Origin of the sequence: Zhenpiania hominis (genome assembly GCF_014333425.1) — a bacterium.
GTDB lineage: Bacteria > Bacillota > Clostridia > Peptostreptococcales > Anaerovoracaceae > Hominibacterium > Hominibacterium hominis.
Genome location: NZ_JACRYT010000007.1, coordinates 55,354 through 71,557 on the forward strand (window position 1 = coordinate 55,354; position 16,204 = coordinate 71,557).

Annotated in this window: 19 protein-coding genes; 8 read left to right on the forward strand and 11 right to left on the reverse strand. The window is 48.7% G+C overall.

Going from position 1 to position 16,204, the window contains the following annotated elements:
- Nucleotides 1–2 precede the first annotated feature (2 nt).
- The 6 genes from H9L42_RS08315 to H9L42_RS08340 form a co-directional block, all read right to left on the reverse strand.
- On the reverse strand, nt 3–785 hold the full coding sequence (locus H9L42_RS08315; protein WP_187302935.1) for a thiazole synthase: 783 nt from the start codon (nt 783–785) through the stop codon (nt 3–5).
- Between the two features lie 11 nt (nt 786–796).
- Nucleotides 797–1,429, reverse strand: a complete 633-nt coding sequence (thiF, locus tag H9L42_RS08320; RefSeq protein WP_187302936.1) for a sulfur carrier protein ThiS adenylyltransferase ThiF — start codon at nt 1,427–1,429, stop codon at nt 797–799.
- Between the two features lie 2 nt (nt 1,430–1,431).
- Nucleotides 1,432–1,626 carry a sulfur carrier protein ThiS gene (gene thiS, locus H9L42_RS08325; RefSeq protein ID WP_187302937.1) on the reverse strand — a complete coding sequence of 65 codons (195 nt, stop codon included), beginning with the start codon at nt 1,624–1,626 and terminating at the stop codon, nt 1,432–1,434.
- Between the two features lie 198 nt (nt 1,627–1,824).
- The gene (locus H9L42_RS08330) at nt 1,825–2,784 is read right to left on the reverse strand and encodes a hypothetical protein (RefSeq protein ID WP_187302938.1); all 960 of its coding nucleotides are present in this window, start codon (nt 2,782–2,784) and stop codon (nt 1,825–1,827) included.
- 138 nt (nt 2,785–2,922) lie between these two features.
- Entirely contained in the window at nt 2,923–4,221 is a 1,299-nt protein-coding gene (locus H9L42_RS08335) for a tyrosine-type recombinase/integrase (RefSeq protein ID WP_187302939.1), read from the reverse strand.
- 107 nt (nt 4,222–4,328) lie between these two features.
- The gene (locus tag H9L42_RS08340; RefSeq protein ID WP_118751155.1) at nt 4,329–4,994 is read right to left on the reverse strand and encodes a helix-turn-helix domain-containing protein; all 666 of its coding nucleotides are present in this window, start codon (nt 4,992–4,994) and stop codon (nt 4,329–4,331) included.
- A 181-nt stretch (nt 4,995–5,175) separates the two neighbouring features.
- On the opposite strand from H9L42_RS08340, the gene H9L42_RS08345 reads away from it, so the two are divergent.
- Together H9L42_RS08345 and H9L42_RS08350 are read left to right on the forward strand one after the other, a co-directional pair.
- Complete coding sequence (locus H9L42_RS08345) at nt 5,176–5,391, forward strand: helix-turn-helix domain-containing protein (RefSeq protein WP_002586623.1); 216 nt, start codon at nt 5,176–5,178, stop codon at nt 5,389–5,391.
- A gap of 233 nt (nt 5,392–5,624) precedes the next feature.
- Nucleotides 5,625–7,049, forward strand: coding sequence for a MobA/MobL family protein (locus H9L42_RS08350; RefSeq protein WP_187302940.1), 1,425 nt, complete (start codon nt 5,625–5,627; stop codon nt 7,047–7,049).
- A 99-nt stretch (nt 7,050–7,148) separates the two neighbouring features.
- Here the strand turns inward: H9L42_RS08350 and H9L42_RS08355 are convergent, their stop codons facing one another.
- From H9L42_RS08355 to H9L42_RS08375, 5 genes are all read right to left on the reverse strand, one after another.
- Nucleotides 7,149–8,801 carry a hypothetical protein gene (locus tag H9L42_RS08355; protein WP_187302941.1) on the reverse strand — a complete coding sequence of 551 codons (1,653 nt, stop codon included), beginning with the start codon at nt 8,799–8,801 and terminating at the stop codon, nt 7,149–7,151.
- Nucleotides 8,798–9,385, reverse strand: coding sequence for a TetR/AcrR family transcriptional regulator (locus H9L42_RS08360; protein ID WP_187302942.1), 588 nt, complete (start codon nt 9,383–9,385; stop codon nt 8,798–8,800). Before H9L42_RS08360 ends, H9L42_RS08355 begins: the two co-directional genes overlap by 4 nt.
- A gap of 413 nt (nt 9,386–9,798) precedes the next feature.
- Nucleotides 9,799–9,945: a hypothetical protein gene (locus H9L42_RS08365; protein ID WP_187302943.1), complete on the reverse strand. Its 147-nt coding sequence runs from the start codon at nt 9,943–9,945 to the stop codon at nt 9,799–9,801.
- Nucleotides 9,942–10,322, reverse strand: a complete 381-nt coding sequence (locus tag H9L42_RS08370; protein ID WP_187302944.1) for a TnpV protein — start codon at nt 10,320–10,322, stop codon at nt 9,942–9,944. Before H9L42_RS08370 ends, H9L42_RS08365 begins: the two co-directional genes overlap by 4 nt.
- Before the next feature lie 254 nt (nt 10,323–10,576).
- Nucleotides 10,577–10,912: a MerR family transcriptional regulator gene (locus tag H9L42_RS08375; protein ID WP_187302945.1), complete on the reverse strand. Its 336-nt coding sequence runs from the start codon at nt 10,910–10,912 to the stop codon at nt 10,577–10,579.
- Between the two features lie 359 nt (nt 10,913–11,271).
- Between H9L42_RS08375 and H9L42_RS08380 the strand changes: the two genes are divergently transcribed.
- The 6 genes from H9L42_RS08380 to H9L42_RS08405 are packed head-to-tail and all read left to right on the forward strand — an operon-like array spanning nt 11,272 to nt 16,200.
- Nucleotides 11,272–12,471, forward strand: coding sequence for a CaiB/BaiF CoA transferase family protein (locus H9L42_RS08380; protein ID WP_187302946.1), 1,200 nt, complete (start codon nt 11,272–11,274; stop codon nt 12,469–12,471).
- A gap of 43 nt (nt 12,472–12,514) precedes the next feature.
- Nucleotides 12,515–13,231, forward strand: coding sequence for a DUF5058 family protein (locus tag H9L42_RS08385; RefSeq protein WP_187302947.1), 717 nt, complete (start codon nt 12,515–12,517; stop codon nt 13,229–13,231).
- Between the two features lie 31 nt (nt 13,232–13,262).
- A complete protein-coding gene (locus H9L42_RS08390; protein ID WP_187302948.1) occupies nt 13,263–13,946 on the forward strand; it encodes a hypothetical protein in 684 nt (227 codons plus the stop codon).
- Between the two features lie 27 nt (nt 13,947–13,973).
- Nucleotides 13,974–15,071, forward strand: a complete 1,098-nt coding sequence (locus tag H9L42_RS08395) for a M42 family metallopeptidase (RefSeq protein WP_187302949.1) — start codon at nt 13,974–13,976, stop codon at nt 15,069–15,071.
- 18 nt (nt 15,072–15,089) lie between these two features.
- On the forward strand, nt 15,090–15,650 hold the full coding sequence (locus H9L42_RS08400) for a chromate transporter (RefSeq protein WP_187302950.1): 561 nt from the start codon (nt 15,090–15,092) through the stop codon (nt 15,648–15,650).
- Nucleotides 15,643–16,200 (forward strand): chromate transporter, encoded by a 558-nt coding sequence (locus H9L42_RS08405; RefSeq protein WP_187302951.1) that lies wholly within the window; start codon nt 15,643–15,645, stop codon nt 16,198–16,200. Before H9L42_RS08400 ends, H9L42_RS08405 begins: the two co-directional genes overlap by 8 nt.
- The last annotated feature ends 4 nt before the right edge of the window (nt 16,201–16,204 follow it).

A 16,204-nucleotide genomic window follows, 5' to 3' on the forward strand; every position in this document is an offset into this window, starting at 1 on the left:
GTTTATTCCTCCTCCAAAAATCCGGTTAACGGGGAAGACGCTTCTCCGCCCTTTTCCACAACCCGGCCGAGACCGGACAGATAAGCGGCTCTTCCCGCTTCAATGGCTTTGCGGAACGCCATGGCCATCGCGGGGATATTGCCTGCGGTAGCGATGGCGGTGTTTGCCATAATCGCGTCCACTCCCATCTCCATAGCCTCGCACGCCTGGGACGGACGGCCAATTCCGGCGTCTACGATAATCGGCAGATCGATTTCATCCACCAGAATCTGAATGAAATCCTTCGTACTCAGGCCCTTATTGGAACCAATGGGAGCGGCAAGAGGCATAATCGCCGCGGCTCCCGCTTCCGCCAAAGCTCTGGCCGCGTTCAAATCCGGATACATGTACGGCATCACGATGAAACCTTCTTTCGCCAGAATTTCCGTCGCTTTTATGGTTTCGTAATTATCCGGCAGCAGATATTTGGAGTCCCGAATTACCTCGATTTTAACAAAGTCGCCGCACCCCAGCTCTCTCGCAAGCCGCGCGATGCGAACTGCCTCCTGGGCGTCCCGTGCTCCCGATGTATTAGGGAGAAGGGTCACGCCTTGAGGGATATGGTCCAGAATGTTTCCTTCCCCGGCAGAATTGGCTCTCCGCAGAGCCAGGGTTATAATCTGCGCCCCCGCCTGCTCTACCGCTGCCTGTATCAGTTCTACATTATATTTTCCTGATCCAAGGATGAATCTGGAATCAAATTCATGCCCTCCGATCACCAGTTTGTCCTTATTCTCTGTACTCATGTTCTCCTCCTTTATAGTTCCTGTAAAATCAACTGTACGACTTTGTTTGCCTGATGCCCGGCGCAGACCGCCACTCTCGGCGCCATCAGCCCCGTGCCATCTCCAATATCGGTTTCTTCATCACCGCAGATAAAAAAGCGTTTCCCTGCCCTTCTGGTATGAATCTGATCCGTGTCGCCCCATCCGGCCATGCCGGATCCGGAAATCAGATACGCGTCCGGAAGGCCCAGCAGCACCTGCTCCGCCAGCATGGCCTTTGCCTCCGGATCGTCGAACGCCTCACAGATATACGGACAGCCGGAAAACAGTCCGCGGGCGTTTTCCGCAGTCACTTTGCAGTCGCGGACTTCCAGTTCCAGATAGGGGTTGATTTCCCGCAGCCGCTCTGCCAGCGCCTCGGTCTTTTTCCGTCCCAGGTGACGGATATCATAGACCTGCCGGTTCAGATTCGACAGATCCACCCGATCAAAATCAATGAGCCGAAGCTTTCCGATTCCCGTCCTTGCCAGCATCACCGCGATATTGGAACCCAGACCTCCGAGTCCCGCGACAGCCGCCGACGCGGCCTGCAATTTTTCATAAACATCTTTTGAAAAGCGCTGATCGCAAATCCGGCGGATTTCCTCTCTTGTCGGAATTCTCATATTCAGCCGCCTCCCACAAAATGTACGATTTCCAGCGTATCCGCATCCGACAGCACAGTATTCTGAAAGTCTGCCCTTGCTACAATTTCGCCGTTTCGCTCCACAGCCACCCGCTTTTCCCTGTATCCGTTTTCCTGCAGGAACTGCATCAGCGAAACCGGCTCCGACAAAGTCCGCTGCTCGCCGTTTACCTTCATGCTCCTTGTCCTCCTTTTCTTTCACAGTAACGAAAAAGGCACACAAAGTTTCACACCCGAGGTGGTGTGCCCCTTCATGTGCCATAATGCCACAATCTCAAAAAATTCTATGTAGTTTTGGAACTGGATTTATTATAGCACAGAGCGGCGGGCCAGGCAAGAGAAAAATGTTCCGTTCTTCCGCTGCGGCCATTCCTTTTAATCCGGAACGCCGTCTTTCTGCCCCTCCTGAACTTTCTCCGCGAAAAAACTGTAATAGCAGTGCTTATCCCCTTGCGCATGATATTCATAGTAGGGACCCGGATCAAAGACCTCTCCTGTCAGACTTTCTTTCCGGAATTTCCAGCCCAGGCTTTCCACAAGCCGTTTAAAGGCCGATAACAGCGACTGCTCCTCCATTACGTTGGGATACCGTTTTCCGATATTCGCCAGCGATTTGGAGCCTCTTTCATAATACTTCGTCAGACCCGCGGCTTTCGCTCCTTCTTTTATATAGGGATCGATTTTTTTGTACAGCGATTCCTTATGAAAAAAGGAAAAATTGTAGGAAGAAATGGTATCGATCCAAAGGTCAATCAAGTTTTTTTGAATTGGGAGCGCGTAAATGGTGTTCGCAATATAGATGATTTTTGCATCCGGCGCGATTCGATCAATGTGCGATTTAATCGAAACAATCGTTTCTTTCGAAAATCCGGAAACGATGATAAACGCATCTTTGAAATAGGGCCGTTTTATGTGTTTGTAGAGGAAATGGCTGGAAAGATCAGGCACAAAAATCACTTTATTACGAAAACTGTAGGGCGCCAATACGCCGTCAATCCACAAGTAGGATTTGTAAATCATGGAGGTCGCTTCTGCGGAAATATCGTTCATATACTCAAAAAAGACAAAATCTGCTCCTTCATCCTGAATCTGCTGATAATGCATCACCTGGAACTCCTCGCTCTGATAATAGTCAGACTCCGGAGCGGCCATCAGGATTCCGTCTTCAATCAGGGCTGAATAGCCGCATTGGCATCGCAGCTTTCCGCTGTAAATTTTATTTTCTCTGACCTGCAGCTCGGATAAATCAAACAGACTGCCGCAATTCGGGCAGGCCAGATATGGCGAAAAGTCCAGCGGAATTCCGCTAAAAAAGGACGCCGCCGCTTTTTCCATATGAAGCTTTTCAATTATTATTTAACTATCTAATCCTCAAAAACCATTGATTTTTCAAGGCTTCACACCTGTTTTCCGTTCAAACCTTATCTGTTTGCCCTCGTTTTTGCCCTTACAAGCCGAAACAAGGGCAATTTTTTATTCCCCGCCGACCACCTTATCCAGCAGCCTTGCGGAAGTACGCTTCGCTTCCCTTGTAGAGTGAGCGTAGATGTTCATTGTGGTACTGACATCAGAGTGTCCGAGAAGTTCCTGCACATCTTTCGGCTTTGCGCCGCCGGACAACAGATTGCTTGTGTAGGTGTGACGGAGCGTGTGGAAATGGAAATCCTCAAGCCCTTTCACTTTCTTCTTTGCCGCCCTGCACATAATCCCTACCGTACTCGGCGCTTCATACGCCCCGTCTGCTCTCAGGCAGACAAAGGAGATTTCCTTGTAGTCCTCCGGGACTTCCTCTGTCCTTTGCAGGCTGTAAACCTCATAATAGGTGCGCCCTTTTTCCTTTACTTCTTTGTAGTAGTTCAGGTGATAAAGCTCCCCGTAGCGGAAACGGTTTTTGCGTTGTTCTGTTCTTGCCGCCCGCAGGATTGCCGCCAGCGTATCACAGAAATCAACGGTGCGGACTTTGCTCCGCTTTGTCGTTCCCACTTCGGTTGTGTGCCTTGTTCCGTTATAGCGCATACTGCGGCGTACCGTGAGATATTGTTCCTCAAGGTTAATATCCTGCCAAGTCAAGCCGCATACTTCCCCGATACGAAGCCCCGTGTAGTACGCTATCTGCACAGGCAGCAAAGCGGGATTATCTTTTGCCTTGAGAAATTCCTCCAGCTTTTGGAACTGTTCATGGGTGATAGTAGGAATACTGGCGGTATCTTCCTTGCTGTCCGAGAAAATATCCGTTTCCTGCTTCCTGCCCCTTAGCTTCACATACTGCATAGGGTTAAAAGTAATCAGTTTTTTCGGGAATACCGCAAAGCGGAAGGAATTTTGCAGCACCGCCGAGAACAGGAGCATATACCCTTTGCTCATGGGCTTTGAAGTTGTCCCGTCCGGGTTTGTCCCACCGTAGCTCAGAAAATCAATAAATGCCTGCAAATGGTCGGCGGTCACGGTTTTCAGCTTGCGTTTGCCAATGGGATATTGCTTGATACGGTTGACCGTTCCCTGATAGGACATGACCGTCCCGTTGCTTAAGTTGCCGGGTTTCAGTTCTTCCTCTACCCACATATCCAGCATATCGCCTACCGTGATGTTTTCCGCTTTCCCGACAAACTGCTTTTCCTCGTAGTCCGCTATCGCTTTGCGGAGCATGGCTTCTGTTTCTGCCTTGCTCTCTGTGCCTGCAAACTCTTTCTGCACTTTTCTGCCGCTTTCATCTTCAATGTAAAAGCGTCCGTACCACTTTTTGCCTTTCTTTCTTACAGAACCTTTTGCCATAGATAAAAAACTCCTTTCTATCCGTGGCAATCGGGACTGTGACATATGGTGTGCGTAAAGTAATTGTGTCACTTCTGCCAGTGGAAGTCAACTGGCGTCTTTACTTGTCAAGGTGCCACGGAATTTTCTTTTTCGGAAAGCCTTTCTTCGGCTTCCTCCACTATCCCGAAAAGTGCGCCCATCGACATTCTTGTGCGCCCCTCATCGTGGATATGTAAAATCCCGTCTAAAAACCGTTTCATATCCTCAATCGGTACTTCCATCTTCTTGCGGTATACCTGTTCCATGATTGCCCCGGACTCTATGGCGTACCGCCCAAGAGACTCTTTCAGCCCTTTGTCCTCCGCCACACGGTCAACTTCCTCCATAGCGTCAGCAAAGTAGTAGGTCATAACCGTATACAGGTCAACCATCTTGCCGAGAAATGTCGTGAGAAGCTGCTGGTGCGGCTCGCCCTTTACCGTATGGGAAACTGTGTCCAGATACTTCTTGATGTGTTCATCAATATCCCGCTGGCAGAGAGTATAGGTGTCATATTCCTTATCATCGGAAAGACCTGTCAGCCATTCGGGAGTTGTGAGCAACGCTTCCGCAAGACCGTTAATAACCATTGTGCGCTTCGGATCAACTCCGTCCGCTTCGTACCGCTGAATGGTGGATTTGTTCACGCCCACACGCCTGCCGAGTTCCGGCATGGTAATGTTTAACTCTGTGCGGCGTTCCTTAATCCGCCCACCGACCTGTTTTGCGGTGAATGTGGTTTCTTTTTTCAAGGTGTTCACCTCCTGACTAGTATCAGTATAACACGATGATACTTATTTTGCAACCTTTATCTCAATAAAAGTTGTAAATAAACTATGTATGGTTGCAAAATTGGTTGACAAGAGACGGCAGAATAAGTATAATGATAAAACAGTAGTTGCAAAATGAGTATTCAAAAAGGAGGTTGATAGAATGAGCGCAGTCAAAATGGGACTTACCATAGAGGAAGCCGCAGAATGTACGGGTATCGGCAGGAATACCATGCGGAAGCTGGTGGAATGGGGAAAGCTGCCCGTCCTCAAAGTGGGGCGCAAGACCATTATCCGCAGGGACACGCTGGAACGGTTTCTGACGGTCAATCAGGGAAGAAATCTTCTGAAGCCCGACGATGTCCGCAGAGTGGAATGACCATCCATTCTCTTTTCGGAAAGTAACCCTAAGCCCTCGGCGTTTGAGAGCGAAATACACCCCTCGCACAAATCTTCGATTTGTACTCTGGGTATTTCGCCCTTGCAGGGGGCTTCCGTATCAACCGCCTGCGGCGTCTGATACGGGGCTGTCACCGCTGCCGCAGCGACAGCCGCAACCGTAAACGGTTGCAAAAAAGGACGCACCTTGACAACAGAAAACGGAGATGATGTATGCCGAGACACAGTTTTATCCAGATGTCAAAGCTGCCCAATGTCAAAGGGCGAATATCATATATTACAAGCCATGCAAGGCAGGAAAATCTCTATGCCACCTACCGCACCGCTGATAGTCAATTTTGGAGTAACCTTGCAAGAGAAAGCCAGCAGGAGTTTCAGCGCAGCGGCACAGAGGGCAAATGTATCGAAGCAAGGGAACTGATTATCGCCTTGCCCGAGGTCTATACGCAATACGAGCCGCAGCAGGTACTCACGGACTTTACAGAGGAGTTCCGCAGGCGGTACGGTGTGGAGTGCGTGTCCGCCCTCCACCATAACAAGCGCAAGACAAACTATCATATCCATCTGATTTTCAGCGAGAGGCGGCTGCTCCCCGAACCTGATGTGAAGATTGCTTCCCGCAGCGTGTTCTTTGACGAAACTGGAAAGCGTGTCCGCACCAAAAAGGAAATTACGGGGGAGGACGGGCAGATACGGAAAGGCTGTACCGTCATCAAAAAAGGCGAGGTATACGAAAGCCATCTGTTTACTACCAAAGATACACGCTTTAAGGGAGAGCCTTTTCTCCGAGAGATAAAAGAAGTGTATACGGAACTTATCAACCGCCATATCTCTGATCCTGAGCAGCACTTAAAGGTGTTTGATAAAAACAGCGTCTATCTGCCGACCAAGAAAATCGGCAAGAACAATCCCAAAGCGGACGAAATCAAAGCCGACAATGCCGCAAGACAGGAATGGAACAGGACAGCGGATATGGCGTTATTATCGGGTATCTCCGAAGCGAAGATTTTAGAGGTCAAGCGGACAGAGATACACGAAAAGGCGAGCCAGTCTATCAAAAGCAAGGGCTGGCTTCCGGGTCTGTTCCGCAGTATCGTAAACAAGGCAAAAGACTTCCTGCAAAACCTAATCCGTGAACACGCTATGCCGCCTAAGCCTGTCCTTGAAATAGATATGGCAGAGTTCCGCACCATGCAAAAGCTGATGATAAAGGCGCAGGATAAGGCGAAAGAAATCCGGCATTTGCAGGATACGGTACTTCCGAAACTGAAACAGCAACTTGCCGATACAAAAGGGATTTTCAAGGGTAAGGAGCGCAAGGCGCTCACAGAGCAGATACAGCGGACAGAAAAGGAAATCGCTGAAAAGCTGGATAAACTGCCCGATGTTCTGAAAGAGGACGGTTATCCCGATGTGCAGGCGTTCATGGCAACCTACCGCAAGGCGGAGGCTGTCGTGGAGCAGTACAATCGTGACCTTGCCGCATGGGAGCGGCAGGTCAGGGAAAAACAGAAACCCGCCCAAAAAGAGCAGGCAAAGCCGCCCCGGCGGGAGAGCGTGCTGAAGCGCCTGCGCCAGCTTCAGGCGGAGGGCAAGATGCAAAAACCAAAGCGCAAAACCCACGACATGGAACGATAGCTTTCACATCAAAAACAACACCGCAGGCTTTTCCTGCGGTGCATACATAAAGGATGCGCCCCGTGGCTTCATTCCACAGGGGCGCATAGTTATATGAATTTATTTACTGTATTTTCTCTTGCGGCTATAAACGGCTGTGCCAGTCAGGGCAGCGCCCGCTGCAAACATAACCGCAATCCAAAGGGCAAGATTGCTGTTATCGCCGGTTTGCGGTACATCCGTGTCGTCCGTCGTTCCGGTTGCCGCAATCGTTTCTGTCGTTCCTACATAGCCGCATACGGTGCATTCCTCGTGCTTGGAGCCTGCTTCTGTGGCGGTAGCTTCCTTATCCGTTACCCATTCAAAAGTATGGGCGGCTTCGTTCATTTTGTCCCCGCAGTTTACGCATTCATTCCAATGGACGTTTTCATCCGATTCCCAAGCTGTCCCTGCAGTATGGCCGGTGGCAGTCCCAGAAGTAAAGGTTGATGTCCCAGCCTTCCCGCATACGCAGGAGTAATAATACTCCGCCGGGGCCGTACAGGTGGCTGCGCTTGCCTTGTAAGCGTCAGAAACGTCATCTTGATCATAGGTGTGAGTGTGTTTTAGGATATGCACATAGGTATATGCACTCAAGCCGCTCAATGTTGTCGGTTCTTTATAAGGGGAGCCTTCAAAAAGACTTGTTCCCTCTTCACCGTTTTCTTTCATTCCCACTTTGACATCTATGAATGTTTCGGAAGAAGGAACGATGGACACTCCGTTTACTGCAGAAATTTTGCCTTTGACCAGGACATCGGAATTCCCTTCGATGGAAATCGTATCTTCCGAATGCAGGCTATCTGTAACAGGGTTTCCCTTGCAGGTTGCTTCGACCGTGCTGTTTACAATGTGCATTGCGCCGCCGTTTCGTATGGCTATTTGCGAACTTTCCGCTTTGAGGATGGAATCGCTTACGGTCAGATTCTGAGGCGTATAAACTGCGCTCGCATTTCCATTGCTCTTTACGGTTACCTGGCTGTTGTCCGAAATAGAAAGTCCGTTTATTGCGGCAAGTGCGATGTTATTGGCCCTTGTAGTCACATTCACAGTAGATCGCTCAATAGAAATGTTCCCATAACTGACGACCGTGTTTCCGCCATCTGCCGAATTGAGAGTGGCATTCAGGGTACTGTCGGCAATCGACAGGTCTTCTTCCGCGTAAATGCAAAAATAATTCGTTCCCGCCCCCGTAAGAGTGACATTGGCATTATTTTTGATAGTCACCGACCTTAGCGCATGAAGGCCCTGAGCATCGTCGCTTGTTGTATTGATGTTCAGGGTTGCCCCGTCAACCGTAATATGTCCTGAAGTCTCTGCATTGTCGTCACAATAGACCCCAAAAAGACCGGAAGAATTTATGGTAAGGCTTCCGTTTCCTTCACTCTTAAATATGACATTTCCGCGATATCCAACGATTCCGCCGTCAGGAGTCGTGATGGTATTGCTGCCTTTTAAAAGGATTGTCAAATCCCCGCCATAAAACGAAATCGGGATTGTAGTATCCGTGCGCGTTATTGTCGCATTCTCCAATGTCAGTACATTGTCGGATGGATCATATACTGCTGTACCGTCCCCGCATTCTACGGTATAATTAGGGGCGTTGACAATGTCCACACCATTTACTTTGATGCCAGTGGAATTTGCCGCAAACACCGTGGTCGGAAAGAAGCAGACGATAAGCATCAGCGATAGCAACACCGCTAAGGCTCGATTAAATGATTTGCATTTCATAGATTTTCCTCCTTTGGTCTATTTTCTTTTACAAACAGCTTCAGCGAAACACGGATCGCATCCAGCTGCAATTTCAGATATTCCTCGTCCTCAAACAGCGCATAGTGGACGCAGGCCCGGACAAAAATGTAGATCATTCCCTGAATAAAATCCACCGGCATTCCCAGCTTGCCGGAAAGCAGCATGGCGTACTGGTGGTAGCGGACATTTACGCCCTGGAAAAACACCTTGCCGTGCTCCCGGTATTTGGGGCTGGCGTACACCTGATACATAAAGCGGTATTTCCCGCCGTGCAGCTTCGCCGTGATGTACGGCATTTCCTTTAAGAAACGTTCAATGTCCTCAAAGCTCCGTGGCGCCCGCGCCATGAAGTCGTCCTCCACCTTTGCCATGCAGTGGGCGGTGGATTCGATGATGAGGTTGTCCTTGCTGCCGAAGTAATAGAGCAGCGCCCCGTTCGTAACCCCGCAGGCTTCTGCCAGCATTTTCAGGCCGGTGTTTTCCAGCCCGTTTTTGCAGAACACCTCAAAGCAGGTTTCCAAAAGGGCGGCGCGTCTTTCTGGACTTCCTTTTTCGTCTGCCATGAAATTCCTCCCTCCGTTTTTGATTGACCGGACAGTTAATACGCTGTCAAAAAATTTTGCATCGTCCACTGGACAACGCAAAAAGGCATACCCTACCCGTTTGTAGCTTGACAGAGAGAATGAGCAGAATTATGGTTTGATTGTTATCAGTGTACTTCCTGCCATCCTTTTTGTCAAGCTCATCTCTGGATATAACTTTACACATATAACTTACCACAAAACCGGCTAATTTTCAACCTTTTTTCGAGAGAAGAACGAATATGCTGTTGACACCAAATCAAATCGTCAATCCTGTTGTGTAAACATTTAGAGGTCAAAAAAGCCTGATTTTAAGCCATTTCTAGAGCATAAACTTTGAGTGGCAAGGTGTTTGTACCTTGCCACTCAATTTTGCGTCTGAAAGCGTTACAGGCTCATTTTTGCAGCTTTATCATTACCTCGTCTATAAGGTCTGTATATCTGCCCTGCGCCAGCATCTTATTGCGGTAAGCAAGCAGAGCGTTGAAAAGATACCGTATTTCTTCTGCCGTCAAATAAAGGTGGTATTTCTTCTTTCTCATACGAAGATCACCTCAGCGTTGACGGTTTCTATGACCGCCGACCGCAGGGCGTTCATTCTCTGCACCCATTCCATCTGATTGTCGGCTTTCAGCGTTTCGGTAATGCCCTCACGCTCTGCCCGCTGCTTCATAAGCCGGTCAAACAGTTCCTGCGCCTGTTCTTCAACATCGGCAAGATAGGATTGCAGCTTGCCGCTTGTCAAAAGGCTGGTATAAAGCGCCTTTTTATGCTCTCGGATATACCGCAAATGCCGCCGCCCCCATACGCCGATAGACCGTTCTTCTTTTTCGGCTGGTAAATCCAAGCAGGGAATATAATAATCGCCCCATAGCTCATACCAAAGACCGTTTTGCTTGTTGTAGATGTACTGTTTCATTTTGTAATCCTCCAAAATTATATATTCGCACATACATCACAGTTTCCCGATTGCCACACTCTGTTATATCTTGTTATGAGATTTTCTTGCCCTTGTATTTGCCCTTATGAGCAAGGAGAGAAAGAGTAAACTTGTGTGTAACCGTATAAAGAGATAAGGAGAATACATTGCGATAAATCCTTTATTTTCAGGGCTTTTGGAGGATTTTATTAAAACACTGTAACCTCTGTTGAGAGGTCATAATTTACTGATATTCAAATTTCGCTTTGAAGAACTTGAATGGAAGCCCGGATCGACGCAATATCCTTTTCCAGGGATTCCTGTTTTTTCTCGTAGAGCGGCAGCAGATGTTCCCGGATTCCGTCATCCCGGATATCATACATCCGGATAATCTGTAAATACTGTTTAATCTCATCCAGATTAAAAGATAGTTCTTTCAACTTGCAGATCCCTTCCATTTCCGCAATATCGGAAGCAGTAAAGTTATATTGGGAGTTTTTCTTGTTCGGCGCTAAAAGCCCGATCCGGATATAGAAGCGTACAGTTGTCGGTGATACCCCAAATCTTTCACAAAATTTTCCGATTTTCATCACTTATCCCTCCCATCCGAACCCAAAGTTTCATTTCTAAAATCATACAATAAGTTGTCTGTTTGTACAATAAAATTCAGACTATTTCGCGCGTCCTTTTTCCCCGCCTTCTATACTATTGTCCATATTTTTAACAGAAAATCCGAATTTTATCCAAAATCTATAGTCTGCTCTATATTTTTGACAATTTTCGCTTGAATTTGCTCGTTTTGTTTTTTCTATTAACTAAATATTCTAAAAACTCAAAATCTTCCTCTTGCGTTTCACCATGCTCCATTATTTATAATGCAGCTATAGCAAAAAACGTTTTTCGCTTTGACACCATTCATCATTCTACAGGAAAGAAAGGAGTGATTCTCTTGACACAGGACAGGCAGGGACCTCTGACTGGAATCCGTATCCTGGATCTGACCCGGGTGCTCTCCGGACCTTACACATCCATGATGCTGGCCGATCTGGGCGCGGAAGTCATCAAACTGGAAATGCCTGAAATCGGAGATGATTCCAGACATTTCGGTCCATTTCAAAAAGACGAGAGCGCTTACTTTATGAGCGTCAACCGCAACAAAAAGAGCATTACACTGAATTTGAAATCCGAAAAAGGAAAAGAAATTTTTAAAAAACTGGCTGCGCAGGTGGATGTCATTCTTGAAAATTACCGCCCCGGTACCATGGAAAAACTGGGATTGGATTACGACACCATCTGTCAGGTCAACCCCGGAATCATCTACGCATCTATTTCCGGATTCGGACAAACCGGGCCTTACAGCAGGCGCGCCGCCTATGACGGAATTGTCCAGGCTATGGGCGGAATTATGGGAATTACGGGCGAAAAGGGCGGAAAACCAGTGAAAATCGGTTCGTCCATCGGCGATATTATCGCGGGCATGTTCTGCTCGACCGGTATTCTCGCCGCCTATATCCACCGGCAGAACACCGGAAAGGGCCAGTATATTGATGTTGCTATGCTGGATTCTCAGGTGGCGATCCTGGAAAATGCCATTGCTCGTTATACCGTTACGGGGAAGGTTCCAAAGCCTACAGGAAATACGCATACTTCGATCTTCCCATTTGAAACATTCCCAACGGCAAGCGAAGATATTATGATTGCTGCAGGAAACGATGTGCTGTGGAGCAAACTCTGCACCGCTCTGGACTGCGAAGAGCTGATTACAGACGAACGGTTTTCCACAAATCCGGAACGGGGATATCATCATGATGAAATGTTCGCCCTCCTGTGCGAACGCCTGGTTGGGAAAAAGGCAGACGAGTGGGTAAAGATTCTCGATGACGCAGGCGTACCCTGCAGTCTGATCAATACGATCGATAAGGTTCTTGAAAACCCGCAGATTCAGGCAAGAAATATGATCGTCGAAGTGGAACATCCAAAAGCGGGCAAAAACCTGATCGCCGGACTCCCTATCAAAATGAGCCTCACGCCGGGAGCCGTCTACAAAGCCGCTCCTGTGCTGGGGGAGGACAATCGCAGTGTTTATAAGGAAATGGCCGGGATTGGAGAGGATGAGCTGGAAGAACTGAAAAAGAAAGGGGTTATCTGATCGCAATTATCTACCTTTAAAAAGTACAGAAAGGAATGCTGTTATGGAAAATTTAAATGCTTTAGAAGTTGCCAACAGCCCTGCGGTCTGGGCGCTGGCGTCAATCGCTGTAATTGCTGTACTAGTTGAAACCATCTTATTTCTCCGGCTGGCGAGAAAAGCAGCCGGCCTGAAAGAAATTAACCTGACGAAAAAGCAGTGCAACCGCGCGCTCCGCGCCGGCGTTGTATCTGCAATCGGACCGGCCTTCGGTGTCTTCATTGTTATGATCGGCCTCATTTCCGTGCTGGGCGGACCGATTTCCTGGCTGCGTCTGTCGGTAATCGGCGGAGCTACCACAGAACTTACTGCCGCGACCGTCGGCGTAAACGCTTTGGGCGGAGATATTTCGGAACCATTATCGATGATGGAACTTTCCAACGCCTGGTGGACTATGTCCATCAACGCCTGCGGCTGGCTGGTTGTCACCTGGATTTTTGGAAGCAGAATGGAAAAAGTCCGCAATCGGATCGGCGGAGGCGACAGCCGCTGGATGGAAATCTTCTCCAGTGCTGCCACACTTGGAATTTTCGGCGCCTTCTGCAGTGAGTACGTTGTTACCGGTATTCAGAGCGTGGATTACAAAGTTGTGCTGGTAATGGCTGTTTCCGCTGCCGCCATGTGGGCTCTGCAGCAGCTCTCCAACCGCTGGAAATGGCTGAAAGAATACTGCCTCGGTCTTGCGATGGTAGCGGGGATTGCGTCCGCGATGATTTTTTAGCACCTGAAGGAAACAGAAAGTGAGGAAAACCATGAATAATAATCTTTCTTTTAATGAACTCTGGCGAAAAAAGGTTACAAGGATCGGCACCATTATGATCCCGGTCGTTATGGTAAGCATGTTTCTTCCGGTTATCTATTTGAAACTCCGGTACGGCGTCTTTCCGGACTGGTCCATCGCCCTGTCCTCCTGGGCAACCATCGCCGCGGCCTTTGGAGCCTATTACTTTATTGAACCGCTCTCTTATTATCCGATTCTGGGACTGACCGGAACGTATATGTCCATGACTGCCGGAAGCATCTCGGATGTTCGTGTACCCGCTGCTTCTGTGGCTCAGGAATCGGTAGGAGTTCCGTATGGTTCAGACCGGGGGTCCGTTGTATCCACGATCGGTATTGCAGGTTCTCTGTTTACAACCCTCACGGTCGTGTTCATCACAGCGGTCTTTGGTACATCCATTATTGGACTGTTTCCAGAGAAATTGCTTTCTGCAGTGCAGTCTTATACGGTCCCGGCTGTATTCGCCGCCGTCTATGTTCAGTTCTGCAGATTCGAACCGAGACTCAGCTTTATCATCCTTATTACAACCGTTATCTACCTGCTGCTGGCGCACATTTACGGCCTTATGATGATAACTGCAGTTATCATTCCGGTACTGCTGTCGCGCCTGCTCTATAAAAAAGGATTCTTCGGAAAGCAGGATTCAGATTCATAAAACTCAGGAAAAAGAAAGGAACCGCAAATGAAAGAACAACTCAAAAAAGACATTCAGACTTTAACGCAACTGATCAGTGTTGACGGCTCCGAAGCCGAAGTCGGCCGCTATATAAAACAGCGCCTGGAAGCGGTATGTGACAAAGTGGAAGTTTCCGGCATGGGAACGGTAACCGGATTTCTAAAGGGTTCCCGTCCCGGCAAGCGCGCTATTGTAACCGCCCACATGGATGAAATCGGTTTTATTGTAAAAAACATCACAGAGGACGGATTCATCCTGTTTGAAAAGGTTGGCGATTTTTCCAATAAAGTCATTCCGGCCAGAAAAGTCTGGATTCAGACGGAAAAAGGCCGCGTTCCCGGTGTAATCGGGCTGCGGGCCGCCCATATCATGACTCCGGAAGAGGCCGGCAAAGTTGAGAGCACAAAGCAGGCCTATATCGATGTCGGCGCATTTTCCAAAGAAGAGGCACAGTCTTACGGAATCCGCCTCGGAGATAAGATTGTACTGCAGAGCGACTTTCTGGAAATGTCCAATCCGGATCTGGTCTGCACAAAATCCCTCGACAACCGGACCGGCTGCGCGATTTTGCTGCAGCTGCTGGAAACCATCGACAAAGATGCTCTGGAAGGCGAAATCGTTGCGGTATTCTCCGTTCTGGAAGAAACAACGATTGCAGGAATGGTCAGTCCGGCCACTCAGATCGATCCGGACTACGCGATCGTCCTTGACACGGTTCCATGCGGAGATGTTCCCGATGTGAATACAGCCCGTGAACTCCCCGTCTATATGGACCGCGGACCGGTCCTGATTCTCGCTCAGGGAGATCCGGACTTCCGACGTTATTCCTGCATGCATCCGGCTCTCAGAAGGGGTTTATACGACGCGGCTGACACCCTCGGTATGACGCTGCAGGAGCTGGTTATCAGCGAAAACCTTTATATTACGGAAGAAAGCATCATGCATACGGCAGGAAGCGGGATTCCGGCCGCGACGCTGGCAATCCCCAGACGGTACTCCCATACGCCAGTCGAACTGCTGAATATCAACGACGCGGTAAAAACCGCCCAGCTTTTAAAGCGGTTTATCGAAATGCAGGGAGGTCTTGACATTACATTTTTCTAGCTCAGGAAAGGACTTTGTATGAAAAGCGTTAAATTGCTTTTACAACTGTTTTGGCTCTTTTTTAAAATCGGCACTGTCACCTTCGGCGGAGGCGTTACGATGGCTCCCATTCTGATGAAGGAGGTGGTGGAAAAAAGAAGCTGGCTGAAAGAGGACGAACTGGTGGAGTGCTTTGCCCTTGCGCAGAGTCTCCCCGGCGTCGTTGCCGTCAATGCCGCCGTATATGTCGGCTATAAAAGGAAAGGCACTGCAGGCGCCATATCTGCGGTGATCGCGTCCATTATTCCGGCGGTTCTCGGCATACTGGCCTTTGTTGCCCTCCTTGATGCTCTTCCTTTGGAACATGTCCTGGAAGATGGCCTGAAAGGAATTAAATCAGCCTCTGTTGCACTGGTTATATGTACAGTAATCCGAATGGGGAAAGCGATTCTGAGCACAAAATTGGATAAATTTCTCTTCGCCGCAGCTTTTGCTGCAACCATGTTCTTTCATACAAACGCAATTTTGCTGCTCGTCTTTTACGCCCTGCTTGGTGCCGTCCACTATTTTATCGTAATGAGGAGAAGGAAACATGTTTGAGTTATTTATCGCTTTTTTAAAAATCGGCAGCTTCAGTGTCGGCGGCGGGTACGCCATGCTGCCTATCATTTATCAGGCCGTGGAAAAATTCGGGATCATGACCAGGGAGGACTTTTCCAACCTGGTCGCGATTTCCCAAATCACACCCGGTCCGGTATCCATCAATACGGCGACTTACGCGGGGTTTGAGGCGTATGGCTGGCCTGGTGCCTTTCTCATCAGTCTGGCCGTCTGTCTCCCCTGCGCAGTCTTTACCTATGTCGCGGTAACTATTTTAAAGAAGAACGAAAGCGCCCTCGCGATGGATATGGTCCTGCATAAAATGAAAATCGCCGGATTGGCGCTGATCGCCATATCCGGCCTATTTCTGGCAGAGGGCAGCATCTATACCGGTTCCGGCTGGTCCGGAAATTTTCTGTCACAGATCGATCCTGTGCAGACGGGCCTTTGCTTTCTAACCATCTGTCTTTATTATAAAACGAAGCTGGGGCCGATTCTTTTAACACTGCTCATGGCTGCCCTGTCTATTTTGATCGGCATGATCCCGTAGTGAA

Bases quoted from the DNA above. Each gene is read 5' to 3' on its own strand.
- H9L42_RS08345 (WP_002586623.1), top strand. From the start codon at position 5,176: ATGAGCGCAGTCAAAATGGGACTTACCATAGAGGAAGCCGCAGAATGT.
- H9L42_RS08355 (WP_187302941.1), bottom strand. From the start codon at position 8,801: ATGAAATGCAAATCATTTAATCGAGCCTTAGCGGTGTTGCTATCGCTG.
- H9L42_RS08375 (WP_187302945.1), bottom strand. From the start codon at position 10,912: ATGAAAATCGGAAAATTTTGTGAAAGATTTGGGGTATCACCGACAACT.
- H9L42_RS08390 (WP_187302948.1), top strand. From the start codon at position 13,263: ATGAATAATAATCTTTCTTTTAATGAACTCTGGCGAAAAAAGGTTACA.
- thiS (WP_187302937.1), bottom strand. From the start codon at position 1,626: ATGAAGGTAAACGGCGAGCAGCGGACTTTGTCGGAGCCGGTTTCGCTG.
- H9L42_RS08315 (WP_187302935.1), bottom strand. From the start codon at position 785: ATGAGTACAGAGAATAAGGACAAACTGGTGATCGGAGGGCATGAATTT.
- H9L42_RS08330 (WP_187302938.1), bottom strand. From the start codon at position 2,784: ATGGAAAAAGCGGCGGCGTCCTTTTTTAGCGGAATTCCGCTGGACTTT.
- H9L42_RS08360 (WP_187302942.1), bottom strand. From the start codon at position 9,385: ATGGCAGACGAAAAAGGAAGTCCAGAAAGACGCGCCGCCCTTTTGGAA.
- H9L42_RS08400 (WP_187302950.1), top strand. From the start codon at position 15,090: ATGAAAAGCGTTAAATTGCTTTTACAACTGTTTTGGCTCTTTTTTAAA.
- H9L42_RS08350 (WP_187302940.1), top strand. From the start codon at position 5,625: ATGCCGAGACACAGTTTTATCCAGATGTCAAAGCTGCCCAATGTCAAA.
- H9L42_RS08365 (WP_187302943.1), bottom strand. From the start codon at position 9,945: ATGAGAAAGAAGAAATACCACCTTTATTTGACGGCAGAAGAAATACGG.
- H9L42_RS08370 (WP_187302944.1), bottom strand. From the start codon at position 10,322: ATGAAACAGTACATCTACAACAAGCAAAACGGTCTTTGGTATGAGCTA.
- thiF (WP_187302936.1), bottom strand. From the start codon at position 1,429: ATGAGAATTCCGACAAGAGAGGAAATCCGCCGGATTTGCGATCAGCGC.
- H9L42_RS08405 (WP_187302951.1), top strand. From the start codon at position 15,643: ATGTTTGAGTTATTTATCGCTTTTTTAAAAATCGGCAGCTTCAGTGTC.
- H9L42_RS08395 (WP_187302949.1), top strand. From the start codon at position 13,974: ATGAAAGAACAACTCAAAAAAGACATTCAGACTTTAACGCAACTGATC.
- H9L42_RS08335 (WP_187302939.1), bottom strand. From the start codon at position 4,221: ATGGCAAAAGGTTCTGTAAGAAAGAAAGGCAAAAAGTGGTACGGACGC.
- H9L42_RS08385 (WP_187302947.1), top strand. From the start codon at position 12,515: ATGGAAAATTTAAATGCTTTAGAAGTTGCCAACAGCCCTGCGGTCTGG.